Origin of the sequence: Xylanimonas sp. McL0601, from assembly GCF_049852175.1 — a bacterium.
In the GTDB taxonomy this organism is placed as follows: Bacteria; Actinomycetota; Actinomycetes; order Actinomycetales; family Cellulomonadaceae; genus Xylanimonas.
Window position 1 is genome coordinate 1,248,385 of sequence record NZ_CP187527.1, and the last position, 26,327, is coordinate 1,274,711.

The 26,327-nt window shown below is 71.1% G+C and carries 28 protein-coding genes; 26 read left to right on the forward strand and 2 right to left on the reverse strand.

The genetic code is table 11. The annotated features are described in order from the left end of the window. Positions 1–200: 200 nt before the first annotated feature. Entirely contained in the window at positions 201–2,135 is a 1,935-nt protein-coding gene (gene rho / locus ACO4JP_RS05655; protein WP_425956407.1) for a transcription termination factor Rho, read from the forward strand. A 160-nt stretch (positions 2,136–2,295) separates the two neighbouring features. Here the strand turns inward: rho and ACO4JP_RS05660 are convergent, their stop codons facing one another. Then, positions 2,296–3,420 carry a glycosyltransferase family 4 protein gene (locus ACO4JP_RS05660; RefSeq protein ID WP_425956408.1) on the reverse strand — a complete coding sequence of 375 codons (1,125 nt, stop codon included), beginning with the start codon at positions 3,418–3,420 and terminating at the stop codon, positions 2,296–2,298. 133 nt (positions 3,421–3,553) lie between these two features. Between ACO4JP_RS05660 and rpmE the strand changes: the two genes are divergently transcribed. The 23 genes from rpmE (at position 3,554) to ACO4JP_RS05775 (ending at position 24,109) form a co-directional block, all read left to right on the forward strand. After that, on the forward strand, positions 3,554–3,769 hold the full coding sequence (rpmE, locus tag ACO4JP_RS05665) for a 50S ribosomal protein L31 (protein WP_425956409.1): 216 nt from the start codon (positions 3,554–3,556) through the stop codon (positions 3,767–3,769). A 144-nt stretch (positions 3,770–3,913) separates the two neighbouring features. Then, positions 3,914–4,999 carry a peptide chain release factor 1 gene (prfA, locus tag ACO4JP_RS05670; RefSeq protein ID WP_425956410.1) on the forward strand — a complete coding sequence of 362 codons (1,086 nt, stop codon included), beginning with the start codon at positions 3,914–3,916 and terminating at the stop codon, positions 4,997–4,999. Then, positions 4,992–5,879, forward strand: coding sequence for a peptide chain release factor N(5)-glutamine methyltransferase (gene prmC / locus ACO4JP_RS05675; protein WP_425956411.1), 888 nt, complete (start codon positions 4,992–4,994; stop codon positions 5,877–5,879). Before prfA ends, prmC begins: the two co-directional genes overlap by 8 nt. 4 nt (positions 5,880–5,883) lie before the next feature. Continuing rightward, complete coding sequence (locus tag ACO4JP_RS05680; RefSeq protein WP_425956412.1) at positions 5,884–6,570, forward strand: L-threonylcarbamoyladenylate synthase; 687 nt, start codon at positions 5,884–5,886, stop codon at positions 6,568–6,570. After that, the gene (locus tag ACO4JP_RS05685) at positions 6,567–7,745 is read left to right on the forward strand and encodes a glycosyltransferase family 4 protein (RefSeq protein ID WP_425956413.1); all 1,179 of its coding nucleotides are present in this window, start codon (positions 6,567–6,569) and stop codon (positions 7,743–7,745) included. The genes ACO4JP_RS05680 and ACO4JP_RS05685 overlap by 4 nt, the downstream gene beginning before the upstream one ends. Continuing rightward, positions 7,742–8,188 (forward strand): hypothetical protein, encoded by a 447-nt coding sequence (locus tag ACO4JP_RS05690; RefSeq protein WP_425956414.1) that lies wholly within the window; start codon positions 7,742–7,744, stop codon positions 8,186–8,188. The genes ACO4JP_RS05685 and ACO4JP_RS05690 overlap by 4 nt, the downstream gene beginning before the upstream one ends. A gap of 141 nt (positions 8,189–8,329) precedes the next feature. Then, positions 8,330–9,217, forward strand: a complete 888-nt coding sequence (gene atpB / locus ACO4JP_RS05695) for a F0F1 ATP synthase subunit A (protein WP_425956415.1) — start codon at positions 8,330–8,332, stop codon at positions 9,215–9,217. An 89-nt stretch (positions 9,218–9,306) separates the two neighbouring features. Beyond that, complete coding sequence (locus tag ACO4JP_RS05700; protein ID WP_130411746.1) at positions 9,307–9,537, forward strand: ATP synthase F0 subunit C; 231 nt, start codon at positions 9,307–9,309, stop codon at positions 9,535–9,537. Beyond that, the gene (locus ACO4JP_RS05705) at positions 9,537–10,118 is read left to right on the forward strand and encodes a F0F1 ATP synthase subunit B (RefSeq protein ID WP_425956416.1); all 582 of its coding nucleotides are present in this window, start codon (positions 9,537–9,539) and stop codon (positions 10,116–10,118) included. The genes ACO4JP_RS05700 and ACO4JP_RS05705 overlap by 1 nt, the downstream gene beginning before the upstream one ends. Further along, positions 10,118–10,933, forward strand: coding sequence for a F0F1 ATP synthase subunit delta (locus ACO4JP_RS05710; RefSeq protein WP_425956417.1), 816 nt, complete (start codon positions 10,118–10,120; stop codon positions 10,931–10,933). Before ACO4JP_RS05705 ends, ACO4JP_RS05710 begins: the two co-directional genes overlap by 1 nt. Positions 10,934–10,981: 48 nt before the next feature. Then, a complete protein-coding gene (atpA, locus tag ACO4JP_RS05715; RefSeq protein ID WP_425956418.1) occupies positions 10,982–12,613 on the forward strand; it encodes a F0F1 ATP synthase subunit alpha in 1,632 nt (543 codons plus the stop codon). A 3-nt stretch (positions 12,614–12,616) separates the two neighbouring features. Beyond that, entirely contained in the window at positions 12,617–13,513 is an 897-nt protein-coding gene (locus ACO4JP_RS05720; RefSeq protein ID WP_425956419.1) for a F0F1 ATP synthase subunit gamma, read from the forward strand. 58 nt (positions 13,514–13,571) lie between these two features. Then, entirely contained in the window at positions 13,572–15,062 is a 1,491-nt protein-coding gene (gene atpD, locus ACO4JP_RS05725; RefSeq protein WP_425956420.1) for a F0F1 ATP synthase subunit beta, read from the forward strand. 82 nt (positions 15,063–15,144) lie between these two features. Then, complete coding sequence (locus tag ACO4JP_RS05730) at positions 15,145–15,420, forward strand: F0F1 ATP synthase subunit epsilon (protein ID WP_425956421.1); 276 nt, start codon at positions 15,145–15,147, stop codon at positions 15,418–15,420. A gap of 10 nt (positions 15,421–15,430) precedes the next feature. Continuing rightward, a complete protein-coding gene (locus ACO4JP_RS05735; RefSeq protein ID WP_425956422.1) occupies positions 15,431–15,853 on the forward strand; it encodes a DUF2550 domain-containing protein in 423 nt (140 codons plus the stop codon). Positions 15,854–15,861: 8 nt separating this feature from the next. Further along, entirely contained in the window at positions 15,862–16,557 is a 696-nt protein-coding gene (nucS, locus tag ACO4JP_RS05740; protein WP_425956423.1) for an endonuclease NucS, read from the forward strand. Between the two features lie 84 nt (positions 16,558–16,641). After that, positions 16,642–17,838 carry an N-acetylglucosamine-6-phosphate deacetylase gene (locus ACO4JP_RS05745; RefSeq protein ID WP_425956424.1) on the forward strand — a complete coding sequence of 399 codons (1,197 nt, stop codon included), beginning with the start codon at positions 16,642–16,644 and terminating at the stop codon, positions 17,836–17,838. A 123-nt stretch (positions 17,839–17,961) separates the two neighbouring features. Continuing rightward, positions 17,962–19,419: a GH1 family beta-glucosidase gene (locus tag ACO4JP_RS05750; protein WP_425956425.1), complete on the forward strand. Its 1,458-nt coding sequence runs from the start codon at positions 17,962–17,964 to the stop codon at positions 19,417–19,419. Positions 19,420–19,696: 277 nt separating this feature from the next. After that, on the forward strand, positions 19,697–19,942 hold the full coding sequence (gene nrdH / locus ACO4JP_RS05755) for a glutaredoxin-like protein NrdH (protein ID WP_425956426.1): 246 nt from the start codon (positions 19,697–19,699) through the stop codon (positions 19,940–19,942). A gap of 60 nt (positions 19,943–20,002) precedes the next feature. Beyond that, on the forward strand, positions 20,003–20,434 hold the full coding sequence (nrdI, locus tag ACO4JP_RS05760; RefSeq protein ID WP_425956427.1) for a class Ib ribonucleoside-diphosphate reductase assembly flavoprotein NrdI: 432 nt from the start codon (positions 20,003–20,005) through the stop codon (positions 20,432–20,434). Beyond that, entirely contained in the window at positions 20,431–22,584 is a 2,154-nt protein-coding gene (gene nrdE / locus ACO4JP_RS05765) for a class 1b ribonucleoside-diphosphate reductase subunit alpha (RefSeq protein WP_425956428.1), read from the forward strand. Before nrdI ends, nrdE begins: the two co-directional genes overlap by 4 nt. A gap of 29 nt (positions 22,585–22,613) precedes the next feature. After that, entirely contained in the window at positions 22,614–23,594 is a 981-nt protein-coding gene (gene nrdF, locus ACO4JP_RS05770) for a class 1b ribonucleoside-diphosphate reductase subunit beta (RefSeq protein ID WP_425956429.1), read from the forward strand. A 302-nt stretch (positions 23,595–23,896) separates the two neighbouring features. After that, on the forward strand, positions 23,897–24,109 hold the full coding sequence (locus ACO4JP_RS05775; RefSeq protein ID WP_425956430.1) for a hypothetical protein: 213 nt from the start codon (positions 23,897–23,899) through the stop codon (positions 24,107–24,109). Between the two features lie 76 nt (positions 24,110–24,185). On the opposite strand, the gene ACO4JP_RS05780 is transcribed toward ACO4JP_RS05775, so the two are convergent. Continuing rightward, positions 24,186–25,160, reverse strand: a complete 975-nt coding sequence (locus ACO4JP_RS05780; RefSeq protein ID WP_425956431.1) for an FKBP-type peptidyl-prolyl cis-trans isomerase — start codon at positions 25,158–25,160, stop codon at positions 24,186–24,188. Between the two features lie 132 nt (positions 25,161–25,292). Here ACO4JP_RS05780 and ACO4JP_RS05785 point away from each other — a divergent pair, with 132 nt between their 5' ends. Beyond that, on the forward strand, positions 25,293–25,544 hold the full coding sequence (locus ACO4JP_RS05785; protein WP_425956432.1) for a hypothetical protein: 252 nt from the start codon (positions 25,293–25,295) through the stop codon (positions 25,542–25,544). A gap of 32 nt (positions 25,545–25,576) precedes the next feature. Continuing rightward, a complete protein-coding gene (locus ACO4JP_RS05790; protein ID WP_425956433.1) occupies positions 25,577–26,326 on the forward strand; it encodes an alpha/beta hydrolase in 750 nt (249 codons plus the stop codon). The last annotated feature ends 1 nt before the right edge of the window (position 26,327 follow it).

A 26,327-nucleotide genomic window follows, 5' to 3' on the forward strand; every position in this document is an offset into this window, starting at 1 on the left:
GTTTCGGGCCGACCTCAGCCACCCCCACCGAACCGCGCGGTTCAGCGCATTCCTTGCACTGTCCCGTGCGTGGACGCTCGAGGTGACGAGGGAGAAGGCCGACGAACCGGAGTCAGTGACGTCGACGTATCGCTGACGCGAGGTTCATGCGTCCTGGCGACACCGCCGGACGCCCCGCGAACGAGGGGGAAGGGTCCTTCGTGACAGACACCACCCAGACCCGGGCGAGCAGCTCCGGGTCCTTGAGCTCGATGAAGCTCGCCGAGCTCCAGGCCGTGGCCTCCCAGATGGGGGTCAAGGGCACGTCCAAGATGCGCAAGGGTGACCTCGTCGAGGCCATCCGAGCGGGTCGCGCCGGCGGCGGCAGCGCGGCCGCTACGACCGCACCCGCGTCCGCGTCGACGACCGCTCCGGTCGTGCGCGCCGACGTCGCACCCGCGTCGGCCGACGCTCCGGCCTCCGCCGAGACGCGGCGCTCGCGCCGGGCCACGCGGCCCGCGGGCACGGAACGTCCGGCCGAGGGCGAGCAGGCCACGCGCGAGCAGTCCGCTCGCGCGGAGCAGCCTGCCCGCGCCGAGCAGCCGGCGTCCGACGTCGACCGCGCGGCTCGCCTCGCCGAGCTCGCCGACGCCGTCTCCGCGCCGCGCCAGCGCCGCCAGGGCCAGGGCTCCGGCGGCCAGGGCCAGCAGAACCAGGGCCAGCAGAGCCAGGGCCAGCAGAGCCAGGGCCAGGGCCAGAACCGCCAGCAGAACGACGGCGGTGACGGCCAGCAGGCCCAGCAGCAGCGCGGCGACAACCGTCAGCAGCACGACAACCGCAGCTTCGGGCCGGACGACGACCGCTCGCGCCGCCGTCGCGGCCGCGACCGCGGCCGGGACCGCAAGCGCGGGCGCAACCCCCGCGGCGGCCAGCCCGACATCGTCGGCGGCGAGGACGTCGAGGTCGGCGAGGACGACGTCCTGCTGCCCGTGGCGGGTGTGCTCGACGTGCTCGACAACTACGCGTTCGTGCGGACCAGCGGTTACCTGCCCGGGCCGAACGACGTGTACGTCTCGCTCAACCAGGTCAAGCGGGCGGGCCTGCGCCGTGGCGACGCGATCGTCGGCGCGATCCGTCAGCCGCGCGAGGGCGATCAGCCGCCGCAGGGCACCAGCGCGCGGTCGAAGTACAACGCGCTCGTCCGCCTCGACTCGGTCAACGGCATGACGGCCGAGGAGTCGCGCCAGCGTCCCGAGTTCACCAAGCTCACGCCGCTGTACCCGCAGGAGCGCCTGCGCCTCGAGAACCCTGAGGCGACGCGTCTGACGCCGCGTGTCATCGACATCGTCGCCCCGATCGGCAAGGGCCAGCGCGGCCTCATCGTCGCGCCGCCCAAGGCCGGCAAGACGCTCATCATGCAGGCGATCGCCAACTCCATCGCGGCCAACAACCCCGAGGTCCACCTCATGGTGGTGCTGGTCGACGAGCGGCCTGAGGAGGTCACCGACTTCGAGCGCACCGTCAAGGGCGAGGTCATCTCCTCGACCTTCGACCGCCCCGCGTCGGACCACGCTCTCGTCGCCGAGCTCGCCATCGAGCGCGCCAAGCGCCTCGTGGAGCTGGGTCAGGACGTCGTCGTGCTGCTGGACGGCATCACCCGCCTGTCGCGCGCCTACAACCTGGCCGCGCCGGCGTCGGGCCGCATCCTGTCCGGTGGTGTCGACGCCGCGGCGCTCTACCCGCCGAAGCGGTTCTTCGGCGCCGCCCGCAACATCGAGAACGGCGGCTCGCTGACCATCCTCGCCACCGCGCTCATCGAGACGGGCTCGAAGATGGACGAGGTGATCTTCGAGGAGTTCAAGGGCACGGGCAACATGGAGCTGCGCCTGTCCCGCTCGCTCTCTGAGAAGCGCATCTTCCCGGCGATCGACGTCAACGCGTCGGGCACGCGGCGCGAGGAGATCCTCATGTCGCGCGACGAGCTGCAGATCGTCTACAAGCTGCGCCGCGTCATGGGCGCCCTCGACACGCAGCAGTCGATCGAGCTGCTGCTGGGCCAGCTCAAGAAGACCAAGACGAACGTGGAGTTCCTGCTCCACGTCCAGAAGACGACGCCCGGCGGCCTGGCCGACGAGACGGCCGGCGAGACGATCTGACCCGCTCTCCCCAACATGTCAGGGCCACGATGGACTCAAGTCCGCCGTGGCCCTGACACGTTCCGGGGGCGTGCGCGTTGTCAGGGCCACGGTGGTGCACGGCCCCGCGTGGGCCTGACGACGCGGTCATCCTGACAACGCCGTCAGCCTGACAACGCCGTCAGACGTGCAGCAGGCGGCGGGCCGTCGCGCCCACCTGGTCCCACTGCCAGCTCGCCAGCACCCGCTCGCGGCCCAGGACGCCCATCTTCTCCGCGGTCTCGGGGTCCGTCAGCAGCTCGACCACGCGCTGGGCGATCTCGGCCGGGTCGCGCGGGTCGACGACATGGCCGGTGACGCCGTCGTCGGTCGCCTCGGGGGCGCCGCCGCTGCGGCCCACGATCACCGGCTTCTCGCACGCCGCGGCCTCGAGGAACACGATCCCGAGGCCCTCCGGCTCCAGGCCCAGCAGGCGCGAGCGGGACGGCATCGCGAACACGTCGGCCGCGTCCATCCACCCGGGCATCTGCTCCCAGGGCGCCGACCCGGCGAACGTGACGACGTCGGCCACGCCCCGCCGCGCAGCGCGCTGCTCGAGCCTCTCGCGGTACGGGCCGTCGCCGACGATCACCAGGCGCGCGGCCGGGATCTCGCGCAAGACCTGCGGCCACGCGTCGATGAGCATGTCCTGTCCTTTGCGCTGCACGAGTCGCGCGGCGCACACGACGACGGGCGTGGCGGCGTCGAATCCCAGCCCGGCCCGCACGGCCTCGCCGCCGCAGCCGGGGCGGAACCGGTCGGTGTCGACCCCGGGAGCCATGCGCGTCTGCCGCGCGCGACCGGCATCGGACAGGGCCTTGCCGATCTGCGCGCGCGTCCAGTCGGAGATGTCGGTCAGCGTGTCGACGGCGTCGCCCACCCGCCGCAGCGCCTGGCGGGTGCCTGGCAGCCGCGACCACCAGACCTCGTGCCCGTGGGTGATCGCGACGACGCGCTCGGCCCCGGCCGCGCGCAGCGCCGGCGCGAGCAGCCCGAGCGGTACCGAGGAGCCGATCAGCACGCGGTCGCACTCGTGCTCGCGCAGGGTGCGCACGACGGCGTCGCGCACGCGCCGGGTCGGCAGCAGCGTGCCGCTGCGGTCGCGGATCACCGGGTAGGGGAGCGCGGCGTCCACGTCGTCGGAGCCCGGCATCGACGCCGTGTAGACGACGACGTCGCCGAGCCGGTCGGCGAGCGCGCGCACGAACGACTCGATGCCGCCGCGCCGCGGCGGGAAGTCGTTGGTGACGATGAGGGTCCTGGGCATGAGCCGGATCGTACGGCGCCGGGGACCCCGTTTCCGGAACTGGGGCGCCGTCTGGCACAATGTTCTGTCGGCCTTCCGGTTCACGGCCCGCAGTCAGCGGGGCGACCCGGCGGCAACCACCCCAAGGAGCATCATGAAGTCCGGTATCCACCCCGAGTACGTGCTCACGCAGATCACGTGCACGTGCGGCAACACCTTCACCACGCGCTCGACCGAGAAGTCTGGCGCGATCAGCGTCGAGGTCTGCAGCGCCTGCCACCCGTTCTACACGGGCAAGCAGAAGATCCTCGACACCGGTGGCCGCGTGGCCCGCTTCGAGGCGCGCTACGGCAAGAAGGCCGCCAGCTAGCACCCCGGCAGCGCCGGTGGTCCGCCCGACGATCCCGACAACCTCTCCAGGGGCAGTCGCACGAAAGTCGGACGCCGGACCGCCGGCGCTGTTGCTTTGGCGCTGTTGCTTTACCCCCAGCTCTCTACCTCGCAGAGTGGTGACGTGACCGATCCCTATGCCGCCGTGCAGCCCCTGATGGCCGAGCACGCCGAGATCGAGCGCGCGCTCGCCGACCCGGCCGTCCACGCCGACGCCGGCCGGGCCCGCACGCTGGGCCGCCGGTACGCCGAGCTGAACCAGGTCGTGGGGGCTTATCGCGCCTGGCAGACCGCCCGGGACGACGCCGCGGCCGCCGCGGAGCTCGCCGAGCTCGACGACGAGCTCGCCGCCGAGCTCCCCGCCCTCCAGGCCGTCGCGGCGGCCGCCGCCGAGCACCTGCGCCGCGTGCTGGTGCCGCGCGACCCCGACGACGGCCGCGACGTCATCCTCGAGATCAAGGCCGGCGAGGGCGGCGAGGAGTCCGCGCTCTTCGCGGGTGACCTGCTGCGCATGTACCTGCGGTATGCCGAGCGCAAGGGCTGGTCCACCCAGGTGCTCGAGTCCACCGAGACCGACCTCGGCGGCTACAAGGACGTCCAGGTGGCCGTCAAGGCGCGCTCCCTGAACGACCCCGGGGAGGGCGTCTGGGCCCATCTCAAGTACGAGGGCGGCGTGCACCGCGTGCAGCGCGTCCCCGTGACCGAGACGCAGGGCCGCATCCACACGTCTGCGGCGGGCGTGCTCGTGTTCCCCGAGGTCGACGACCCGGGCGAGGTCGAGATCGACCTCAACGACCTGCGCATCGACGTCTACCGGTCCTCGGGCCCGGGCGGGCAGTCGGTCAACACCACCGACTCCGCGGTGCGCATCACGCACCTGCCCACCGGCATCGTCGTCTCCATGCAGAACGAGAAGTCGCAGCTGCAGAACAAGGAGCAGGCCATGCGCGTGCTGCGCGCCCGCCTGCTCGCCGCGCAGCAGGAGGCCGCCGCGGCCGAGGCGGCGGACCTGCGCCGCTCGCAGGTGCGGACCGTCGACCGCTCGGAGCGCATCCGCACGTACAACTTCCCCGAGAACCGCATCGCCGACCACCGCACGGGCTACAAGGCCTACAACCTCGACCACGTGCTCGACGGCGACCTCGAGCCCGTCGTCCGCTCGGCGATCGACGCCGACGAGGCCGCGCGCCTGGCGGCAGCCGGTGCCTGAGGCGCGTGCCGGCGCACTCCTCCGCGAGGCGACGGCGACGCTCGCCGCCGCGGGCGTGGCCAGCGCGCGCACGGACGCCGAGCTCCTGCTCGTGCACGTCCTGGGGGCCGAGCGCGGCGAGGTGCGGCGCCTCGCCGTCCTCGACGCCGGGCTGCCCGACGACGCCGCCGCGGCGTTCTGCGAGCTCGTCGCACGCCGCGCCACGAGGGAGCCGCTCCAGCACCTGACGGGCACGGCCCCGTTCCGGCACCTCGAGCTGGCCGTGGGGCCGGGCGTGTTCGTGCCGCGGCCCGAGACCGAGGCCGTCGCGCAGGTCGCGATCGACGAGGCGGCCCGCGTCGTCACCGAGCGCGGCGGCGCCGTCGTCGTCGACCTGTGCACGGGGTCGGCCGCGATCGCCCTCGCGCTTGCGTCCGAGGTGCCGGGTGCCCAGGTCCACGCCGTCGAGCTCGACGCCGCCGCCCACGCCTGGGCGGCCCGCAACGCCGAGGGCGCCGCCGTCCGCCTGGTCCGGGGCGACGCGCGCACCGCGCTGCGCGAGCTCGACGGGACGGTCGACGTCGTCGTCTCCAACCCGCCCTATGTGCCGCCGGACGCCGTGCCCCGCGACCCCGAGGTCGCGCAGCACGACCCCGCCGTCGCGCTGTACGGGCTGGGGCCCGACGGTCTCGAGGTCCCGCGCGGCGTCACGGCCGCGGCCGCGCGCCTGCTGCGGCCGGGAGGGCTGTACGTCATGGAGCACGCCGAGGTGCAGGACGCCGCGGCGCGCGCGATGGTCGACGCGACGGGCGCCTTCGAGCCCGCCGCGACGCAGGACGACCTCACCGGCCGCCCACGCATGGTGGTCGCCCGGAGGACCACCGCGCGCGTGGAAGACTGAGGCCGTGAGCAGCGTGCAGGGCGTCGTCCGCGACGTCACGGACCCGAACGCCTGGGGCGCCGCGATCGACGAGGCCGTCAACACGGTCCGGCGGGGCGGTCTGGTGGTGCTCCCGACGGACACGGTCTACGGCGTCGGCGCCGAGGCTTTCGACCCGGACGCCGTCGCCGCGATCGGGGCGGCGAAGGGTCGCGCCGACCGCACGCCGGCGCCGGTGCTGGTCCCCGACGTCCGCACGCTCGACGGCCTCGCAACCGACGTGTCCGACGACGCCCGCGCGCTCGTGGCGGCCTTCTGGCCCGGGCCGCTCACCGTCATCTTCGCCGCGCAGCCGTCGCTGCAGTGGGACCTCGGGGAGGCGCGGGGGACCGTCGCGCTGCGCATGCCTGACCACCCCGCCGCCCTGGCCCTGCTGCACCGCACCGGCCCGCTCGCCGTGACCGGTGCGCAGCGCGCGGGTGAGCCGGCCCCGCTGGAGGCGGCGGCGGCGCGCGAGCAGCTCGGCGACTCCGTCGCCGTCTACCTCGACGGCGGCACCGCACCGGGCGGCGCGTCGACCGTCGTGGACGCGACCGTGACGCCGCCGCGGCTGGTGCGCGAGGGGTCGATCGGTCTCGACAGGCTGCGCGAGGTCGTGCCCGGCGTCGTCGGGCCTGACACGCCCGACCCGGGGAAGGAGGCCGGCGCGTGAGGGTCTACCTCCTGCTGCTCCTCGTCGCGGCGGCCGTCACCTACCTCTTGACGCCGTCGGCGCGCTGGCTCGCGCGCCGCACGCACGCGATCTCGGCGGTGCGCGACCGCGACGTGCACACGCTGCCGACGCCGCGCCTGGGTGGCCTGGCGATCCTGCTGGGCATCGTCGTGGCGGTGCTCGTCGCTTCGCGCATGCCGTTCCTCTCGAGCGTCTTCGCGGCGCCGAAGGTCTGGGGCATCGTCGGCGCGGCCGTCATCGTCGCGCTGCTCGGCTGGGCCGACGACGTGTGGGACCTCGACTGGATGACGAAGCTCGCGGGGCAGGTGCTCGCGGGCGGCTTCATGGCGATCATGCAGGTCCAGCTGACCACTTGGCCCATCCCGGGCCAGCTCACGATCCCCGGCTCGCGCCTGTCGCTGTTCGTCACGATCTTCGTGGTGGTGGCGACCATGAACGCCGTGAACTTCGTCGACGGGCTCGACGGCCTGGCGGCGGGGGTCATCGCCATCGGCGGCTCGGCGTTCTTCCTGTACACGTACGGGCTCACGCAGCAGACCAGCCCGCTGGACTACTCGTCGCTCGCGTCGCTCATGGTCGCCGTGCTGGTGGGGGCGTGCCTCGGCTTCCTGCCGCACAACTTCCACCCGTCGCACATCTTCATGGGCGACTCGGGCTCGATGGTGCTGGGCCTGGTGCTCGCTGGGGCGACGATCTCCGTGACAGGCCAGATCAGCCCGGACCTGACCTCGGGCGCCCAGAGCGTGCCCGCGTACGTGCCGCTGCTGCTGCCGGTGGCGGTGGTGCTGCTGCCGCTGCTCGACATGAGCATGGCCGTGGTGCGCCGCCTGGCGTCCGGGAAGTCGCCGTTCCACCCCGACCGGATGCACCTGCACCACCGGATGCTGGCCATCGGGCACTCGCACCGCCGCGCCGTCGTGATCCTCTATGTGTGGACGGCGGTGTTCGCGTTCGGCGCCGCGGCCCTGGTGCAGTGGGAGTGGCACGCCGTGCTGGCCGGCACGGGCGTCGCGGCGCTGGTCGCGCTCGCGCTCACGCTCGGCCCGCTGCGCACGCACGGCCGCCTGCTCGACGACGACGTCGCGACGGGCGCGGTGCCCGTCGTCCGACCCGCTGCGACCACCCCATCCCCGACCCGAGGACCGCAACTGTGACGAACACCCCCGCCCCCACCCCCGACGCCGCGCCGGACGCTACGGCCCCCGAGCGGCGCGTCCTGCGCGCCGCGCTGCGCGACACCGTGGTGTTCCTGGGCGTGCTCGCCGTGCTCGGTGTCGCCGTGGGCGCGCTCGTGGCCGGCATGGCCGGCGTGTGGGGCGCCCTCGTGGGCGTGGCGCTTGCGGGCTTCTTCTGCGCCACCACGATCTGGTCGATGCTCCGCACCGTGGGCGCCAGCCCGACGGCGATGGCCGGCGTCGTCATGGGGGCCTGGGTCGCGAAGATCATCGTGCTCATCGTGGTGCTCGCCGTGCTGCGCGGCCGCGACTTCTACGACCCGTGGGTGCTGATCACCGTCGTCGCGATCGGGGCGATCGGGTCGTCGCTGCTCGACTACCGCGCTGTGCAGCGCGGGAGGGTCCCGTACGTGCAGCCCTGAGTACAGCAGCGTTCCGGGGCTCGAACCGATGACCTGGGCAACTGTTTGTGCAGGCATTCACAAGCCGCGGGAAATCAATCATCCCGGGCCATCTCACCGAGCGGACTACGCCAGATCATCCGGTAGGCTGTGCGCGAATCCATGACGGCCTGGTCCGACGGCGTACCCACTGGTTGTGGTGCAAAGCGGTCTCATCGATCTTCAGGAGTCATCCTGTCCACGTCACTGACGCCCCTGCTGCTCGCTGCCTCCGAGAGCGACAGCGGCTTCCACGCGCCCACGATCGCGGACTTCTTCCCGCCGGCGGTGCTCTTCGCGGGCACGCCGTTCGAGATCAACCGCATCGTGCTGGTGCGCTTCATCGCGGCGATCGCGCTCGTGCTGATCGTGAGCCTCACCGCGCGCCGCGCGAAGGTGGTCCCCGGTCGCACCCAGGCGGCCGTCGAGTTCGTCCTCGACTTCGTGCGCAAGAACATCGCCATCGAGGTGCTGGGAGAGAAGCTGGGCCGCCAGTACTTCCCGATGCTCGCCACGATCTTCTGCACGGTCCTGTTCATGAACATCACGGGCATCGTGCCGTTCCTGAACATCGCAGGATCCTCGGTCATCGGCCTTCCGCTGGTGCTCGCCCTGTGGGTGTACGGCACCTACCTGTGGGCGGGCGTCAAGGCGCACCACGGCATCGCCGGGTTCCTCAAGAGCTCGCTGCTGCCGGCCGGTGTCCCCGCGCCGCTCTACATCCTGCTCGTGCCCATCGAGTTCCTGCAGGTGTTCGTGCTGCGGCCGGCCACGCTCGCCGTCCGACTCCTGGCCAACATGGTCGCCGGGCACCTCATGCTCGCGATCTGCTTCGTGGCCACCTCGTACTTCTTCTTCACGTCCGACGGCAGCATGAAGCTCTTCGGCGCCGGCACGCTCATCGCGGGCTTCCTCTTCTTCCTCTTCGAGGCCTTCGTCGCGGCGCTGCAGGCCTACGTGTTCGCGATCCTCACCGCCGTCTACATCAACCTGTCGGTCGAGGAGCACTGAGCTCCTCGCTCCGAAGCCACGCTTCAACGACGAACTAACAACGCGACGCCAGCCCCGGCTCGGGGCGGCGCCCAACGGAAGGAAAGCCAGTGGACGTCACCAACCTCGCCGAGATCACCGGCAACATCGGCACCGTCGGGTACGGCCTTGCCGCCGTCGGCCCCGGCATCGGCCTCGGCATCCTCATCGGCAAGACCATCGAGGGCATGGCCCGCCAGCCCGAGGTCTCCGGCCAGCTGCGCACGACCATGTTCATCGGTGTCGCCTTCGTCGAGGTGCTCGCCCTTCTCGGCCTGGTCGCCGGCTTCATCGTCCCGTGATGATCCCGCTGACCCAGTACGGGGCGGTGCTCGCCGCCGCCGAGGGAGAGCACAACATGCTCATCCCCGAGCCGGCCGACATCATCTGGTCGCTGGTCGTCGTCGTGGTCATCGCCGTGATCTTCCGCAAGTACGCGCTGCCGCGGTTCCAGGCGGTGCTCGACGAGCGGGCCGCGAAGATCGAGGGTGGCATGGCCAAGGCCGCGGAGGCCCAGGAGGCCGCCGACCGTGCGCTCGACGAGCAGCAGCGTCTGCTCACCGAGGCCCGGACCGACGCCGCCAAGGTCCGCGAGCAGGCCCGTGAGGAGGGCAAGGCGATCGTCGCCGAGCACCGCACGAAGGCCAGCGAGGAGGCGACCCGCATCGCCGAGGCCGCTCAGCGCCAGATCGAGGCCGAGCGTCAGGCTGCCGCCGTGTCGCTGCGCGCCGACGTCGGCGATCTCGCCACCCAGCTCGCGTCGAAGATCGTGGGCGAGTCGCTCGCCGACCACGCGGCCCAGTCGCGCGTCGTCGACCGGTTCCTCGACGAGCTCGAGGCGTCGCACTCGGCACCCGTCGGCTCGACCACCAGGGAGGGCTGATGCGCGGGACGAGCGGAGCATCGCTGGCCGCGGCGCAGGAGCGCTTCGAGCCGGTGCTGCGCGCTGCGGGCGAGGGCGCGCGGGCGCTCGGCGGGGAGATCTTCGCCGTCGTCGACGCGCTGGACTCGTCCGGTGCCCTGCGTCGCACGCTCTCTGACCCGTCGCTGCCGGCGGAGGCGAAGGAGTCCGTGGCCGGCCGCGTGCTGGCCTCGGGCTTCGACCCGCGCGTCGTCGAGCTCGTCCAGTCGATGGCCGCCGCGCGCTGGTCGTCGGACAAGGACCTGCCCGACGCCCTCGAGCACCTCGCGCTCTCGGCGACGCTGGCCGATGCCGAGGCACGCGGCACGCTCGAGACGGTCGAGGACGAGATCTTCCGGATCACCCGCTCCCTGCAGGGGCAGCGAGAGGCCCGGCAGGTGCTGTCCGACCCGACCACGAAGGGGGAGCGGCGCGCCGCCCTGGTGGACGCGCTGCTCGAGGGCAAGGCCGACCGGACCACCGTCGCGGTCGCCCGGCGCGCAACGACGGCGCCGCGCGGCCGTCGGTTCGTCGCGACGCTCGTGAGCGTCGGCAACGTGATCGCCGAGCGGCGCGAGCGCCTGGTCGCGTCCGTGACCAGCGCCGTCGAGCTGTCCGCTGTCCAGATCGAGCGCCTCACGTCGCTGCTCGAGCGGGCCTACGGCCAGCGGGTGCAGGTCTACGTGACGCAGGACCCGTCCGTCGTGGGCGGTCTGCGCATCCAGGTCGGCGCCGACGTCGTCGACAACACCGTGCTGTCCCGCCTTGCCGACGCCCGCCGTCGGCTCGCCGGCTAAAGAAATTCGCAGTCGGCTGCCGACTGAAGAGACCACAGGAGATAAGCAATGGCTGAGCTGACGATCCGGCCGGAGGATATCCGGGCCGCGCTGGACAGCTTCGTGAAGTCCTACGAGCCTGAGGGGGCGGTGACCGAAGAGGTCGGCCGCGTCACCCTCGCCGGCGACGGCATCGCCAGCGTCGAGGGCCTCCCGGGCGCGATGGCCAACGAGCTGCTGCGCTTCGAGGACGGCACGCTCGGCCTCGCGCTCAACCTCGACGTGCGCGAGATCGGCGTCGTCGTCCTGGGCGAGTTCACCGGCGTCGAGGAGGGCCAGGAGGTCCGCCGCACTGGTGAGGTCCTCTCGGTCCCGGTCGGCGAGGGCTACCTCGGCCGCGTCGTGGACCCGCTGGGCACCCCGATCGACGGCCTCGGCGAGATCGACGGCATCGACGGCCGCCGCGCCCTGGAGCTCCAGGCTCCGGGCGTCATGCAGCGCAAGTCGGTCCACGAGCCGCTGCAGACCGGCATCAAGGCCATCGACTCGATGATCCCGATCGGCCGCGGCCAGCGTCAGCTGATCATCGGCGACCGCCAGACCGGCAAGACGGCCATCGCGATCGACACGATCATCAACCAGAAGGCCAACTGGGAGTCGGGCGACCCGTCGAAGCAGGTGCGCTGCATCTACGTCGCCATCGGCCAGAAGGGCTCGACCATCGCCTCCGTGCGCGGCGCCCTCGAGGACGCCGGCGCGCTGGAGTACACGACGATCGTCGCGGCCCCGGCGTCCGACCCGGCCGGCTTCAAGTACCTCGCGCCCTACACCGGCTCGGCCATCGGCCAGCACTGGATGTACCAGGGCAAGCACGTCCTGATCGTCTTCGACGACCTGTCGAAGCAGGCCGAGGCCTACCGTGCCGTGTCGCTGCTGCTGCGCCGCCCGCCGGGCCGCGAGGCGTACCCCGGTGACGTCTTCTACCTGCACTCCCGCCTGCTCGAGCGTTGCGCCAAGCTGAGCGACGAGCTGGGCGCGGGCTCGATGACCGGTCTGCCGATGATCGAGACCAAGGCGAACGACGTCTCGGCGTACATCCCGACCAACGTCATCTCCATCACGGACGGCCAGATCTTCCTGCAGTCCGACCTCTTCAACGCCGACCAGCGCCCCGCCGTGGACGTCGGTATCTCGGTGTCCCGCGTCGGCGGTGACGCCCAGATCAAGGCCATGAAGAAGGTCGCGGGCACGCTGAAGCTCGAGCTGGCGCAGTTCCGCTCGCTCGAGGCGTTCGCGATGTTCGCATCGGACCTCGACGCCGCCTCGCGTGGCCAGCTGGCCCGCGGCGCCGCCCTCATGGAGCTCCTCAAGCAGCCGCAGTACACCCCGTACCCGGTCGAGGAGCAGGTCGTGTCCATCTGGGCCGGCACCAAGGGCCGGCTCGACGACGTCCCCGTCGACGACATCAAGCGCTTCGAGTCGGAGCTGCTCGACCACCTGCGCCGCACGAGCGACGTCCTGACGACCATCGCGTCCACGGGCAAGCTCGAGGACGAGACGGAGGCGGCCCTGGCCAAGGCCGTCGAGGACTTCCGCAACGGCTTCCTCAAGGGCGACGGCACCCCGCTGGTCGGCGGCCCCGCCGAGGACGGCGACGTGACGATCGAGCAGGAGCAGATCGTCACGGGCAAGAAGGCCTGACACATGGCCGGAGGATCCCAGCGCGTCTACAGGCAGCGGATCAAGTCGACGCAGTCGCTCAAGAAGATGTTCCGCGCGCAGGAGCTGATCGCGGCCTCCCGCATCGGCAAGGCTCGCGCCCGCGTGGCGGCCGCGACCCCCTTCGCGCAGGCCATCACCCGGGCCGTGTCGGCGGTCGCGACGCACGCGCACGTCGAGCACCCGCTCACCGAGCCGCGCCACGACACGAACCGCGTCGCGGTGCTCGTCATCGCATCCGACCGTGGCATGGCCGGGGCGTACTCGGCGGCGATCATCCGCGAGACCGAACGCCTGCTCGAGCAGCTCGTGCGTGAGGGCAAGGAGGCCGACCTCTTCGTGGCCGGCCGCCGCGCGGTGTCGTACTACCGCTACCGCGGGCGCCAGATCGCGGGGCAGTGGTCCTACGGATCGGACAACCCGACCCCGGAGGTGGCGAACGAGATCGCGGACGCCCTGCTGGCCCGGTTTGCAGCCCCGGCGGGCGAGGGCGGCGTCGGCGAGCTGCACGTGGTGTACACGCACTTCGTCAACATGGTCACCCAGCGCCCGCGCGTCGTGCGGATGCTCCCGCTCGAGGTGGTCGAGGGCGTCGCCGCGCACGACGACGTCGAGCCGCTCTACGACTTCGAGCCCTCGGCCGCCATCGTCCTCGACACGCTGCTGCCGCGCTACGTACGCAGCCGACTGTTCAGCTTCTTGCTGGAGTCGGCGGCGTCCGAGCTGGCCTCGCGCCAGCGGGCGATGCACACGGCGACCGACAACGCCGAGGACCTGATCCGGACGTACACGCGCCTGGCGAACCAGGCCCGCCAGGCGGACATCACCCAGGAGATCAGCGAGATCGTCTCGGGTGCCGACGCCCTCGCGGCATCGAAGTAACGACGATGCCGACGGCCGACCAACTGACTCAGACGACCTTTCCGAAGCGAGGCAAGCAATGACCGCCACCACCGTGGACTCCCGGGGGAACTCCGGAGCGGCCCCGACCGGCCCTGGAGTTGGCCGCGTCGCTCGAGTGATCGGCCCCGTCGTGGACATCGAGTTCCCCGAGGACGCGATCCCCGACATCTACAACGCCCTCACCGTCGACATCGACCTGAGCTCGCAGGGCGAGGGCGAGAAGACCTTCACGCTCACGCTCGAGGTCGCCCAGCACCTGGGCGACTCGCTCGTGCGCGCCATCGCGCTCAAGCCGACCGACGGCCTGGTGCGCGGCGCCGCCGTCACCGACACCGGCTCCCCGATCACGGTGCCCGTCGGCGACATCACCAAGGGCCACGTGTTCGACGTGACCGGGAACGTGCTCAACCTCAAGGAGGGCGAGCAGTTCGAGGTCACCGAGCGCTGGCCGATCCACCGGAAGGCGCCGGCGTTCAAGGACCTCGAGTCCAAGACCTCGATGTTCGAGACCGGCGTCAAGGTCATCGACCTGCTCACCCCGTACGTCCAGGGTGGCAAGATCGGCCTCTTCGGCGGTGCGGGCGTCGGCAAGACGGTCCTCATCCAGGAGATGATCCAGCGCGTCGCCCAGGACCACGGCGGTGTGTCGGTCTTCGCGGGTGTCGGCGAGCGCACCCGTGAGGGCAACGACCTCATCCACGAGATGGAGGAGGCCGGCGTCTTCGACAAGACGGCCCTGGTCTTCGGCCAGATGGACGAGCCGCCGGGCACGCGCCTGCGCATCGCCCTGACCGGTCTGACGATGGCGGAGTACTTCCGCGACGTGCAGAAGCAGGACGTGCTGCTCTTCATCGACAACATCTTCCGCTTCACGCAGGCGGGCTCCGAGGTGTCGACGCTGCTCGGCCGCATGCCCTCCGCGGTGGGCTACCAGCCGAACCTCGCCGACGAGATGGGCATCCTCCAGGAGCGCATCACCTCGACGCGCGGCCACTCGATCACCTCGCTGCAGGCGATCTACGTGCCGGCCGACGACTACACCGACCCGGCCCCGGCCACGACGTTCGCGCACCTCGACGCCACCACGGAGCTGAGCCGAGAGATCGCGTCGAAGGGTCTGTACCCGGCGGTCGACCCGCTGACGTCGACGTCGCGCATCCTCGACCCGCGCTACGTGGGCCAGGAGCACTACGACGTCGCTACGCAGGTCAAGTCGATCCTGCAGCGCAACAAGGAGCTCCAGGACATCATCGCGATCCTGGGTGTCGACGAGCTCTCGGAGGAGGACAAGACGGTCGTGGCGCGTGCGCGCCGCATCCAGCAGTTCCTCTCGCAGAACACCTACATGGCCGAGAAGTTCACGGGCGTGGTGGGCTCGACGGTGCCGCTGTCGGAGACCATCGAGGCGTTCAAGAAGATCGCCGCCGGCGACTTCGACCACATCGCCGAGCAGGCCTTCTACAACATCGGTGGCCTCGAGGACCTCGAGCGCAACTGGGCCCGTATCCAGAAGGAGTACGGCGCCTGACAGCGCCGTCGGCGGCCCGTGACCGCCCCGCGCGGGCGGGCGCGGGCCGCCGTCCCTTCTGACGACCGAGAGGAACAACTTCGTGGCAGAGCTGAGCGTCGACCTCGTCGCCACCGACCGGAAGATCTGGTCTGGCGTCGCACGCCAGGTGAGCGCGCCGTCCGTGGACGGCCAGATCGGCATCCTGTCCGGGCACACGCCGATCCTTGCCGTGCTGCGCCCCGGCACCGTGCGGGTCACCACCGACGACGGCGCCTCGTTCGAGGTGCACGTGACGGGCGGCTTCGTGTCGGTCGACGACAACCTCGTCACCGTCGTCGCCGACGAGATCACGCCGATCTCCGGCTCCGAGGGCTGAGGACACCGACGTGCCCGCCGCCGGCGTGTGGGTGCTCCTGGCGGTCCTCGTGGCCGCTGCGCTCGTGGTGGCCCTGGGCGCGTCCCGGCTGCACACGCTGTCGCACCGCGTCGGGTCGTTCCCGTGCAACGCGCGTGCCGGCGGCAACCCGGCCGCGGCCTTCACCCTGGGCATCGCCCACTACGCCGTGGGCCGGATCGAGTGGTATCGGTGCTGGTCGTTGTCGCCGCGGGCGGCCCGCACCTGGCTCCGGGACCGCCTGGTCGTGACCGGGCGCGTGCCGCTCGAACAGGCCGGCCAGGCCGACCAGTACCTGGTCCAGTGCCGCTACGAGGGCACGGACTTCGAGCTGTCGATGTCCGCGGCCGCGTACTCTGGGCTCGCCTCGTGGCTCGAGGCCGCGCCGCCCGGGCGGCGCGACCTCGTCCTGTAGGAGAGACCGTGCGCCTCGTCGTCGCCCACTGCTCGGCCCGCTACTCGGGCCGGCTGACGGCCCACCTGCCGCTCGCGACGAGGCTGCTGGTGGTCAAGGCGGACGGGAGCGTGCTGCTGCACTCCGACGGCGGCTCGTACAAGCCGCTCAACTGGATGAGCCCGCCCTGCACGCTCAAGGTCTCCGAGCCGGACGCCGAGGCGGCCGGCCGGGGCGTCACGCAGGTGTGGACGGTCCAGCACACCAAGTCGGACGACCGGCTCGAGATCGAGCTCCACGACGTCGCGCACGACTCCGCGCACGAGCTGGGCGTCGACCCGGGACTCATCAAGGACGGCGTCGAGGCACACCTGCAGGAGCTGCTCGCGGCCCAGATCGCCCTCCTGGGCAACGGCCACTCGCTGGTGCGCCGCGAGTACATGACGGCCATCGGCCCCGTCGACATCCTGGCGCGTGCCCCCGAGGGCGGTCACGTCGCCGTCGAGATCAAGCGCCGCGGCGACATCGACGGCGTCGAGCAGCTCACGCGCTACCTCGACCTGCTCAACCGTGACCCGCTCCTGGCGCCCGTGCGCGGCGTGTTCGCGGCGCAGGAGATCAAGCCACAAGCGCGGGTGCTGGCCACGGACCGCGGCATCGGCTGCCTCGTCCTCGACTACGAGGCGATGCGCGGCCTCGACGACGTCGACGCCCGGCTCTTCTGACGCCACCTCGAGCGGCGCCGCACACGCGGTGCCGCGCACGGTGCCGCGCGCACTGCGCCGCGCCGCGTGCGCGAGGATGACCGCATGACGCCGCCCGCCGCCCCCGCTTCCACCGCCCTGCGCGGCCGCCTCGTGCTGCCCGACGCCGTCGTCGAGGACGGCGTGCTCGTCCTGGAGGGCGACCGCGTCGCGTACGCGGGCCCGGCCGCCGGTGCGCCGGTCGCAGTCCCCGCTGCCTCGGACGGGACGACGATCCTGCCCGGCCTCGTCGACGTGCACGACCACGGCGGCGGGGGAGCGAGCTTCCCGGACGCGACCTCGGCCGACGAGGCCCTCGTGGCCGTCCGCGAGCACCGCACGCACGGCACGACGACGATGCTCGCCTCGCTCGTCACCGCCGGCCGCGAGACGCTGCTCGCCCGCGCGGAGATGCTCGGCGCGCTGGCGGAGGCCGGCGACATCGCGGGCATCCATTCCGAGGGACCGTTCCTGTCGTACGAGCGCCGCGGCGCGCAGAGCCCCGAGCATCTGGTGACCGGCGACGCCGGGCTGGTGCGCGACCTGGTCGCGGCGTCGGGCGGGCATCTGCGCTCGATGACGGTGGCGCCCGAGATCCCGGGCGTCGCCGGGCCGGGCGGCGCCGCGGAGGCGCTGATCGCGGCCGGCGCCGTCCCGTCGCTGGGCCACACCTCGGGCACGGCGGAGCAGGCCGAGGCGCTCATCGCCCAGGTAGCGCCCGCACTGCGCGAGCGCGGCCTGGAGATGACCGCGACGCACCTGTTCAACGGCATGCCGCCGCTGCACCACCGCGCGCCCGGGCCGGTCGCGGCGTGCCTCGCGGCGGCGGCGCGCGGCGACCTCGTCGCCGAGCTCGTGGCCGACGGGGTGCACCTGGCGCCGGCCACGATCCGCTCGGTGATCGAGATGCTGGGCGCGGACCGCGTCGCGCTCGTCACGGACGCGATGGCCGCCGCGGGCATGCCTGACGGCTCCTACGTGCTGGGTCCCATGGCCGTCACGGTGGCCGGCGGTGTCGCGCGGCTCACCGAGGGCGGCACGATCGCAGGCGGCACCGCTCGGCTGATCGACGTCGTGCGGGCCACCGTCGCTGCCGGGGTGCCGCTCGCGGACGCGGTCCGGGCGGCGTCGTGGGTGCCGGCGCGCGCGTTCGGGCTCACCGACGTCGGAGGGCTCGTCGCCGGGCGCCGGGCGGACGTGCTCGTGACGGACGCGGAGCTGCGGCCGGTGCGGGTGATCCGTGCGGGCCGAGACGTCGTGTGACCGGGGCTGTCGGACCTTGAAGTCGAAGCGATTCGCTTCTAAGGTCACACCAATGCCCGCGGAGCGGGCGTTCCTGGGCCGGTCCGCCTCCGACCCACCGCTACGAATCACACCGAGGACGCCGTGACCACACCAGCCCGCACGTTCCCGCCCGGCTTCCTCTGGGGCGCCGCGACCGCGGCCTACCAGATCGAGGGCGCCGCCGCCGAGGGCGGCCGGACGCCGTCGATCTGGGACACCTACTCGCACACCCCGGGGAAGGTGGACCGCGGCGAGACGGGCGACGTGGCCGCCGACCACTACCACCGCTGGGAGGAGGACGTCGAGCACCTCGCCGAGCTCGGAGTCGGTGCCTACCGCCTGTCCATCTCCTGGTCGCGCGTGCAGCCTGGTGGTCGCGGACCGCTCAACCCCGAGGGCGTCGCCTTCTACGTGCGCGTGCTCGACGCGCTGCGCGAGCGCGGTATCGCCCCCTGGGTCACCCTCTACCACTGGGACCTTCCCCAGGAGCTCGAGGACGAGGGCGGGTGGGCCGTGCGCTCGACCGCCGAGGCGTTCGGCGACTACGCGCGCCTGATGGCCGAGCAGCTCGGCGAGCGGGTCGAGGTGTGGACCACCCTGAACGAGCCCTGGTGCTCGGCCTACCTCGGCTACGCCTCGGGCGTGCACGCCCCGGGGCGCACCGAACCCGCGGCCGCACTGGCGGCCGTGCACCACCTCTGCCTGGCCCACGGGCTCGGCATCCAGGCGATCCGGGAGGTGCTCCCGGAGGCGAAGACGTCGATCACGCTCAACTTCCACGTGCTCCGGGCGGCGTCCGACGCGCCCGAGGACGTGGAGATGGTGCGCCGCATCGACGCCGTCGCCAACCGCGCGTTCACGGGCCCGCTCCTGGACGGCGCGTACCCCGCCGACCTGCTTGAGGACACCGCGCACCTGACGGACTGGTCCTTCGTGCACGACGGCGACCTGGCCATCACCAACCAGCCGCTGACGGCCCTCGGCGTCAACTACTACGCGACGAACACCGTGCGGAAGCCGGTGTCGGGCGAGGTGCCCGCCCAGGAGGGCGACGGACACCGCCCGTCGCAGTTCTCGGCCTGGGTCGGTTCCGAGGACGTCCAGTTCGTCCCGCCGACCCCGCCGCTCACGGCGATGGGGTGGAACATCGAGCCCGCGGGGCTCACGGAGCTGCTCGTCGCCACCGCCGAGCGCTACCCGACGCTCCCGCTCGTGATCACGGAGAACGGCGCAGCGTTCGACGACGAGGTGTCGGTCGGCGACGACGGCACCGCGCGCGTCCACGACCCGCGCCGCGTGCAGTACCTGCACGACCACACCGACGCCGTGCTGCAGGCCCTCGACGCCGGCATCGACGTGCGCGGGTACTTCGCGTGGTCGCTGCTCGACAACTTCGAGTGGGGCTGGGGCTACACCAAGCGGTTCGGGATCATCCGGGTCGACTACGACACGCTCGAGCGGGTCTGGAAGGACTCCGCCCACTGGTTCCGGCGCCTGGCCACGACGGGCGTTCTGCCGTCGGTCGAGGCGGTCGAGCCCGCGGCGGTCGGCGCCGTCTGAGCCGCGATCTTCGTCACGGCGATCAGGCCCGGGTGCCCTGCTGGGCCACCCGGGCCTGACCCGTTCCCCGGCGTTTCCCGCGGCGTTCCGCGGCTCTGTCGGTGGCTCGTGGCACGATCGTGCGCATGGTCACACGACACGCCCGACCACAACATCTCGTTGTGGCGCGCGCGCACACCACTAGGTGTAGTGTTCGAGGCCTGCGGGACCATCAGGCCCCCGCGTGAACAACACCGACGTAACTTCACCGGTGTCAGTCCTGGTCAGGGGAGCGAACATGAGCATCACCGTCTACAGCAAGCCGGCTTGCGTGCAGTGCGACGCTACCTACCGCGCCCTCGACAAGAAGGGCATCGAGTACTCGGTCGTCGACATCACGCAGGACGCCGAGGCGCTGGAGATGGTCCGCGGCCTCGGCTACCTGCAGGCGCCGGTCGTCGTGGCCGGTGACACCCACTGGTCGGGCTTCCGCCCGGACCAGATCGGCGCGCTCGCCGCGGCCCGCCAGGCCGCGACCGCCTGACGGAACCCCGCGACGCGCCCCGCCGGCGCGGCGAGGAGAGTCACACATCGGGAGAGTGACATGACGTCGCTCGTCTATTTCTCCAGCGTCTCCGAGAACACCCACCGGTTCGTCCTGAAGCTACGGCTGGACGAGCTCGGGTTCGCGGTGCACCGGATCCCGCTCCGCCCGTCGGACGGCTTCCTGACCGTGGACGAGCCGTACGTCCTCATGGCCCCCACCTATGGCGGGGGGAACGAGGGCGGGGCCGTCCCGCGTCAGGTCCGCCGGTTCCTGGGTGACGAGCACAACAGGTCGTTGATCCGCGGCGTGATCGCGGCGGGCAACACCAACTTCGGCGCTGCATACTGCATCGCCGGCGACATCATCTCCGCGAAGTGCCAGGTCCCGTACCTGTATGCCTTCGAGCTCCTGGGGACGGCCGAGGACGCCCAGCGCGTCCGCAACGGATTGGGACGATTTTGGCAACGACAGTCACTGATCTCGGCGTGAGCACGCCGGCGGCGGGGGCACCGGTGCCCGTGCAGAGCCTGCAGCTCGACTACCACGCGCTCAATGCGATGCTGAACCTGTACGGGGCGGACGGGAAGATCCAGTTCGAGAAGGACCGCGAGGCGGCCCGCCAGTACTTCCTCCAGCACGTGAACCCGAACACGGTCGCGTTCGACACGCTCGAGGCCAAGCTCGACTACCTGGTCGAGAACAAGTACTACGAGGCCGAGGTGCTCGCGAAGTACTCGCCCGCCTTCGTCAAGGAGCTCTTCCAGCTCGCGTACTCGAAGGACTTCCGCTTCGACACGTTCCTGGGCGCGTTCAAGTACTACACGTCGTACACGCTCAAGACGTTCGACGGGAAGAAGTACCTCGAGCGCTTCGAGGACCGCGTCTCGATGGTCGCCCTGGGCCTCGCCGACGGTGACGAGCAGCTTGCGCGCGAGATCGTCGAGGAGGTCGTCTCGGGCCGGTTCCAGCCGGCGACGCCGACGTTCCTCAACGTGGGCAAGGCCCAGCGCGGCGAGCCCGTCAGCTGCTTCCTGCTGCGCATCGAGGACAACATGGAGTCCATCGCGCGCGGCATCAACTCGGCCCTGCAGCTCTCCAAGCGCGGTGGTGGTGTCGCCCTGCTGCTCAGCAACATCCGCGAGCACGGCGCCCCGATCAAGCACATCGAGAACCAGTCGTCCGGCGTCATCCCCGTGATGAAGCTGCTCGAGGACTCGTTCAGCTACGCCAACCAGCTCGGCGCCCGCCAGGGTGCGGGCGCCGTGTACCTGCACGCGCACCACCCGGACATCCTGCGGTTCCTCGACACCAAGCGCGAGAACGCCGACGAGAAGATCCGCATCAAGACGCTGTCGCTCGGCGTCGTGATCCCCGACATCACGTTCGAGCTCGCGAAGCAGAACAAGGACATGCACCTGTTCTCGCCGTACGACGTCGAGCGCGTCTACGGCGTGCCGTTCGCCGACGTCTCGATCTCGGAGAAGTACGACGAGCTCGTCGCCGACGACCGCATCCGCAAGACGACGATCTCGGCCCGCGACTTCTTCCAGACCCTGGCCGAGCTGCAGTTCGAGTCGGGCTACCCGTACATCATGTTCGAGGACACGGTGAACAAGGCGAACCCGATCAAGGGCCGCATCACCCACTCGAACCTGTGCTCGGAGATCCTCCAGGTCTCGACGCCGTCGACGTTCAACGAGGACCTGTCGTACGACACCGTCGGCCGCGACATCTCGTGCAACCTCGGCTCGCTCAACATCGCCAAGGCCATGGACTCGCCCGACTTCGGCAAGACCATCGACACCGCGATCCGCGCGCTGACCGCTGTGAGCGACCAGACGTCGATCGAGTCGGTGCCGTCGGTCAAGCTCGCCAACGAGCTGGGCCACGCCATCGGCCTCGGCCAGATGAACCTGCACGGCTACCTCGCCCGGGAGCGCGTCTTCTACGGGTCCGAGGAGGGCATCGACTTCACGAACATCTACTTCTACACGGTCGCCTTCCACGCGATCGCGGCGTCGAACCGCCTCGCGATCGAGCGCGGCCGGGCGTTCGGCGGGTTCGAGGACTCGACGTACGCGAGCGGCACGTACTTCGACAAGTACACCGAGCAGGAGTGGAAGCCGGCGACGGCGCGCGTCGCGCAGATCTTCGCCGACGCCGGGGTCGCGATCCCGACGCAGGACGACTGGCGCGAGCTCAAGGCCTCGGTCATGGAGCACGGCATCTACAACCAGAACCTCCAGGCCGTGCCGCCCACGGGCTCGATCAGCTACATCAACAACTCGACGTCGTCGATCCACCCGGTGCCGGCGAAGATCGAGATCCGCAAGGAGGGCAAGCTGGGCCGCGTGTACTACCCGGCGCCCTACATGACGAACGACAACCTGGAGTACTACCAGGACGCGTACGAGATCGGGTTCGAGAAGATCATCGACACGTACGCCGCGGCGACGCAGCACGTGGACCAGGGGCTGTCCCTGACGCTGTTCTTCAAGGACACGGTGACCACGCGCGACGTCAACCGGGCGCAGATCTACGCGTGGCGCAAGGGCATCAAGACGCTCTACTACATCCGTCTGCGGCAGCTGGCTCTCGAGGGCACGTCCGTGGAGGACTGCGTCTCCTGCATGCTCTAGGCAAACCATCGGGAATCGGGAAAGAACACATGGCCCCCACCGGCAAGCTCAAGCTCATCGATCGCGTCACCGCGATCAACTGGAACCGCCTCGAGGACGAGAAGGACGCCGAGGTCTGGGACCGCCTGGTCGGCAACTTCTGGCTGCCCGAGAAGGTCCCGGTGTCCAACGACATCCAGTCGTGGGCCACGCTCAGCGAGGCCGAGAAGCTCATGACCACGCGCGTGTTCACTGGCCTCACGCTGCTGGACACCATCCAGGGCACCGTCGGCGCGGTCTCGCTGATCCCGGACGCGCTGACGCCCCACGAGGAGGCTGTGTACACCAACATCGCGTTCATGGAGAGCGTGCACGCGAAGTCGTACTCCTCGATCTTCTCGACGCTGATCTCCACCAAGGAGATCGACGAGGCGTTCGCGTGGTCGGAGGCGAACCCGAACCTGCAGCGCAAGGCCGAGATCGTCCTCGAGTACTACCGGGGCGACGACCCGCTCAAGCGCAAGGTCGCCTCGACGATGCTCGAGTCGTTCCTGTTCTACTCGGGCTTCTACGCGCCGATGTACTGGTCGAGCCGCGCGAAGCTCACGAACACGGCCGACCTGATCCGCCTCATCATCCGCGACGAGGCCGTGCACGGGTACTACATCGGCTACAAGTTCCAGAAGGGCCTGCAGCGCATCTCGCAGGTCGAGCAGGACGAGATCAAGGCCTACACGTACGAGCTGCTCTTCGAGCTGTACGAGAACGAGGTCGAGTACACCGAGTCGCTCTACGGCGAGCTCGGCCTCACCGAGGACGTCAAGAAGTTCCTGCGGTACAACGCCAACAAGGCCCTGATGAACCTGGGCTACGAGGCGCTGTTCCCCAAGGAGGAGACCGACGTCAACCCGGCGATCCTCGCGGCGCTGAGCCCGAACGCGGACGAGAACCACGACTTCTTCTCGGGGTCGGGCTCGTCGTACGTCATCGGCAAGGCCGTGGACACGACCGACGACGACTGGGACTTCTGAGCGTCACCTCAGGCCCAGTAGCCCGCAAGGGCTGATGAGGCCCGGAACCGCAGGATTCTGCGGTTCCGGGCCCTCTTTGCGTGCCGACGTCTGAAGACACAGGAGATCGGATCAGGACATCGACAGAACCCCGTGCGGGATGCCCTAGGGCGGCCGGGTGCCGGCCTAAGGCAGTCCGCGCCGGAACCGGACGCGAAAGATGCGGCATCTGCCCGATCCGCCAGGCGCGCCTCAGCGGGCAGAGTCGGTTTTGTCGAAAACGCACCAGCCGGCAGCCGAGCCGGAGCCTGAAGGAGCCGATCATGTCTCTCGACCAGAACGTCGCCCACCTCCTCCACCAGCAGCGCGAGGCCGAGCTGGTCCAGAGCCTCGAGAGCCGTCGTCGTGCCGACGAGCTGATCGCCGCCCGCCGCACCGCGAAGACTCAGGCGCGAGCCTCCCAGGTCCGCACGCGCCGGCCCGGCGTGCTCTCATGGCTGCACCCGGAGCGTCCGACGACGCTCGCGTCCGCGTAAGAGCCCGCAACAGACGAAAGAGGCCGCCTCCCGGTCAACGGGAGGCGGCCTCTGCCGTGTGTCTACAGGCGGGATGTCACTGGGCGTCGAGGATGTCGACGACGAAGACCAGCGGCTGGCCGGCCAGCGCGTTGGAGTCGCTCTTCTCCGCGCCGTACGCCTGGTCCGCGGGGATCACGAGCAGCACCTGGCTGCCGACCGTCTGGCCGGCGAGACCGTTGGTCCAGCCCTTGATGACCTGCGAGAGCTGGAACGTCGCAGGGGAGCCGTTCGTCCACGAGGAGTCGAAGCTCTTGCCGTCGAACGTCCAGCCCGTGTACTGCACCGTGACGGTCTGCTCAGCGGTCACGGCCGCCCCCGAGCCCTTGATCAGCGGCTGGACGACGAGGTCCTTCGGCGCGGCGTAGCCCGAGGGGATCTTGATCGACGGCTCGCCGTTGTCCGCGAGGGTGACGGTCGGCAGGCCGGCGGCCGGCGTCACGGCCTCGCCCTCGGCGCGCGCGGCGCCCACGCTCGCGACCTCCATGAGCATGAGCAGCGTCGTCGTGGTGCCGTCCTTGCTCGCGGTCGGGTTCGCCACGAGCGCGCGGGCTCCGACCTTCGCGCCGGACAGCGCGTCGTTGATCACGCCGAGGCTCTTGTCACCCAGCACGATGGACTCGGGCTTGCCCTTGCCTTCCTTCCACGAGGAGCCCAGGCGCGTGCCGTCGCCCTGGTACATCACGTAGTGGAGGCGCAGGAGCTGGCCTTCCTTCAGCGCGTCGCCGGTGCCCTTCTCGAGGGAACGGGTCGTCGGCACGGAGACCGTGAACGGCTTGTCGAAGCTCAGCGTCGGCTCGGCGCCCGCCTTGCCCTCGACCTTGACGCCGGCCAGGGCGGCGACGTCCTGCGCCGTCGGCGTGGGGTTGCCGGCCGCGGCGGTGGACGACGGCGACGGCGTCGGCGACGGCGACGGCGTCGAGCCGTTGCTGCTGTCCGACGAGCAGCCCGAGAGGGCCAGGGCGGCGGCCAGCGCGAGCACGGCGGCGCCGGCGGAGATGCGGAGGTTCACGAGAAGGGTTCCTTCGGTCGGAGTCCGGCCCATGCTAGCCGCCGAACCCGGACGCCCTGTGCAGAGATCGGCCAGAATGAGGGCATGCCGTCATCCCGTCGATCGTCCCATCGTCCCTACGGTGCGGAGCACGTGCCCGTCGACCTCGACCGGGCGCGCGGCGGCCTGCGCCACCTCTCGGCCGACGACGGCGAGTGGACCGTCCGCACGGTCGACGGCGGCGACAAGTCCTACCGGTGCCCAGGCTGCCAGCAGGAGATCCCTGCCGGAACGTCGCACGTGGTGGCCTGGGCGCGGGACGCCATCGGGGGAGAGGCCGCAGGCCTCGACGCCCGCCGGCACTGGCACCGGAGCTGTTGGGAACGTCGCTCTCGCCTTCGCTGATCGGGCCGGTCCCGCCGACTAGGCTCGGAAGCGTGCCGCATCAGATCCGCTCGCTGACCGTCCTGCCCGCCCTGCGCGAGGAGATCGAGCTGCACACGGCCGACGGCCTGACGCTCGTCGGCGAGCTGGCGCGGCCCGTCGACGTCGAACCCGCCGCGACCCTCGTCACGTTCCACCCGCTGCCCACGCACGGCGGATACATGGACTCGCACGTGTTCCGCAAGGCGTCCTGGCGGCTGCCGGCGCTCGCCGGCCTCGCGGTGCTCCGCTTCAACACGCGCGGCACGTCGTCGCCCCGCGGCACGTCCGAGGGCGAGTTCGACGGCGGCGAGGCCGAGCGGTACGACGTCGAGGCCGCCTACGAGTTCGCGGAGTTCCACGGTCTGCCCCGGCGATGGGCGGTCGGCTGGTCGTTCGGCACCGAGCTGATCCTCAAGCACGGAGCGGACCCGAGCATCGAGGGCGCCATCCTGCTGTCCCCGCCGCTCCACCGAGCGACCGACGCCGACCTAAGCAGGTGGTCAGACTTCGGCCGTCCGCTCGTCGTCCTGGTGCCCGAGCACGACGACTACCTCCAGCCCGACGAGGCCCGCCGCCGGTTCGCGCGCGTGCCCCAGGCGGAGGTCATCGGCGTCGACGGCGCCAAGCACCTGTGGGTGGGCGAACCGGCGGTGCGACGCGTGCTGGACGAGATCGTCTCGCACGTGCGCCCCGGCCAGGCGCCCTTGCCGACGGCGTGGGACGGTGAGTCCAGCACCGTTCCGGCCTCTGCCGACGCCTGAG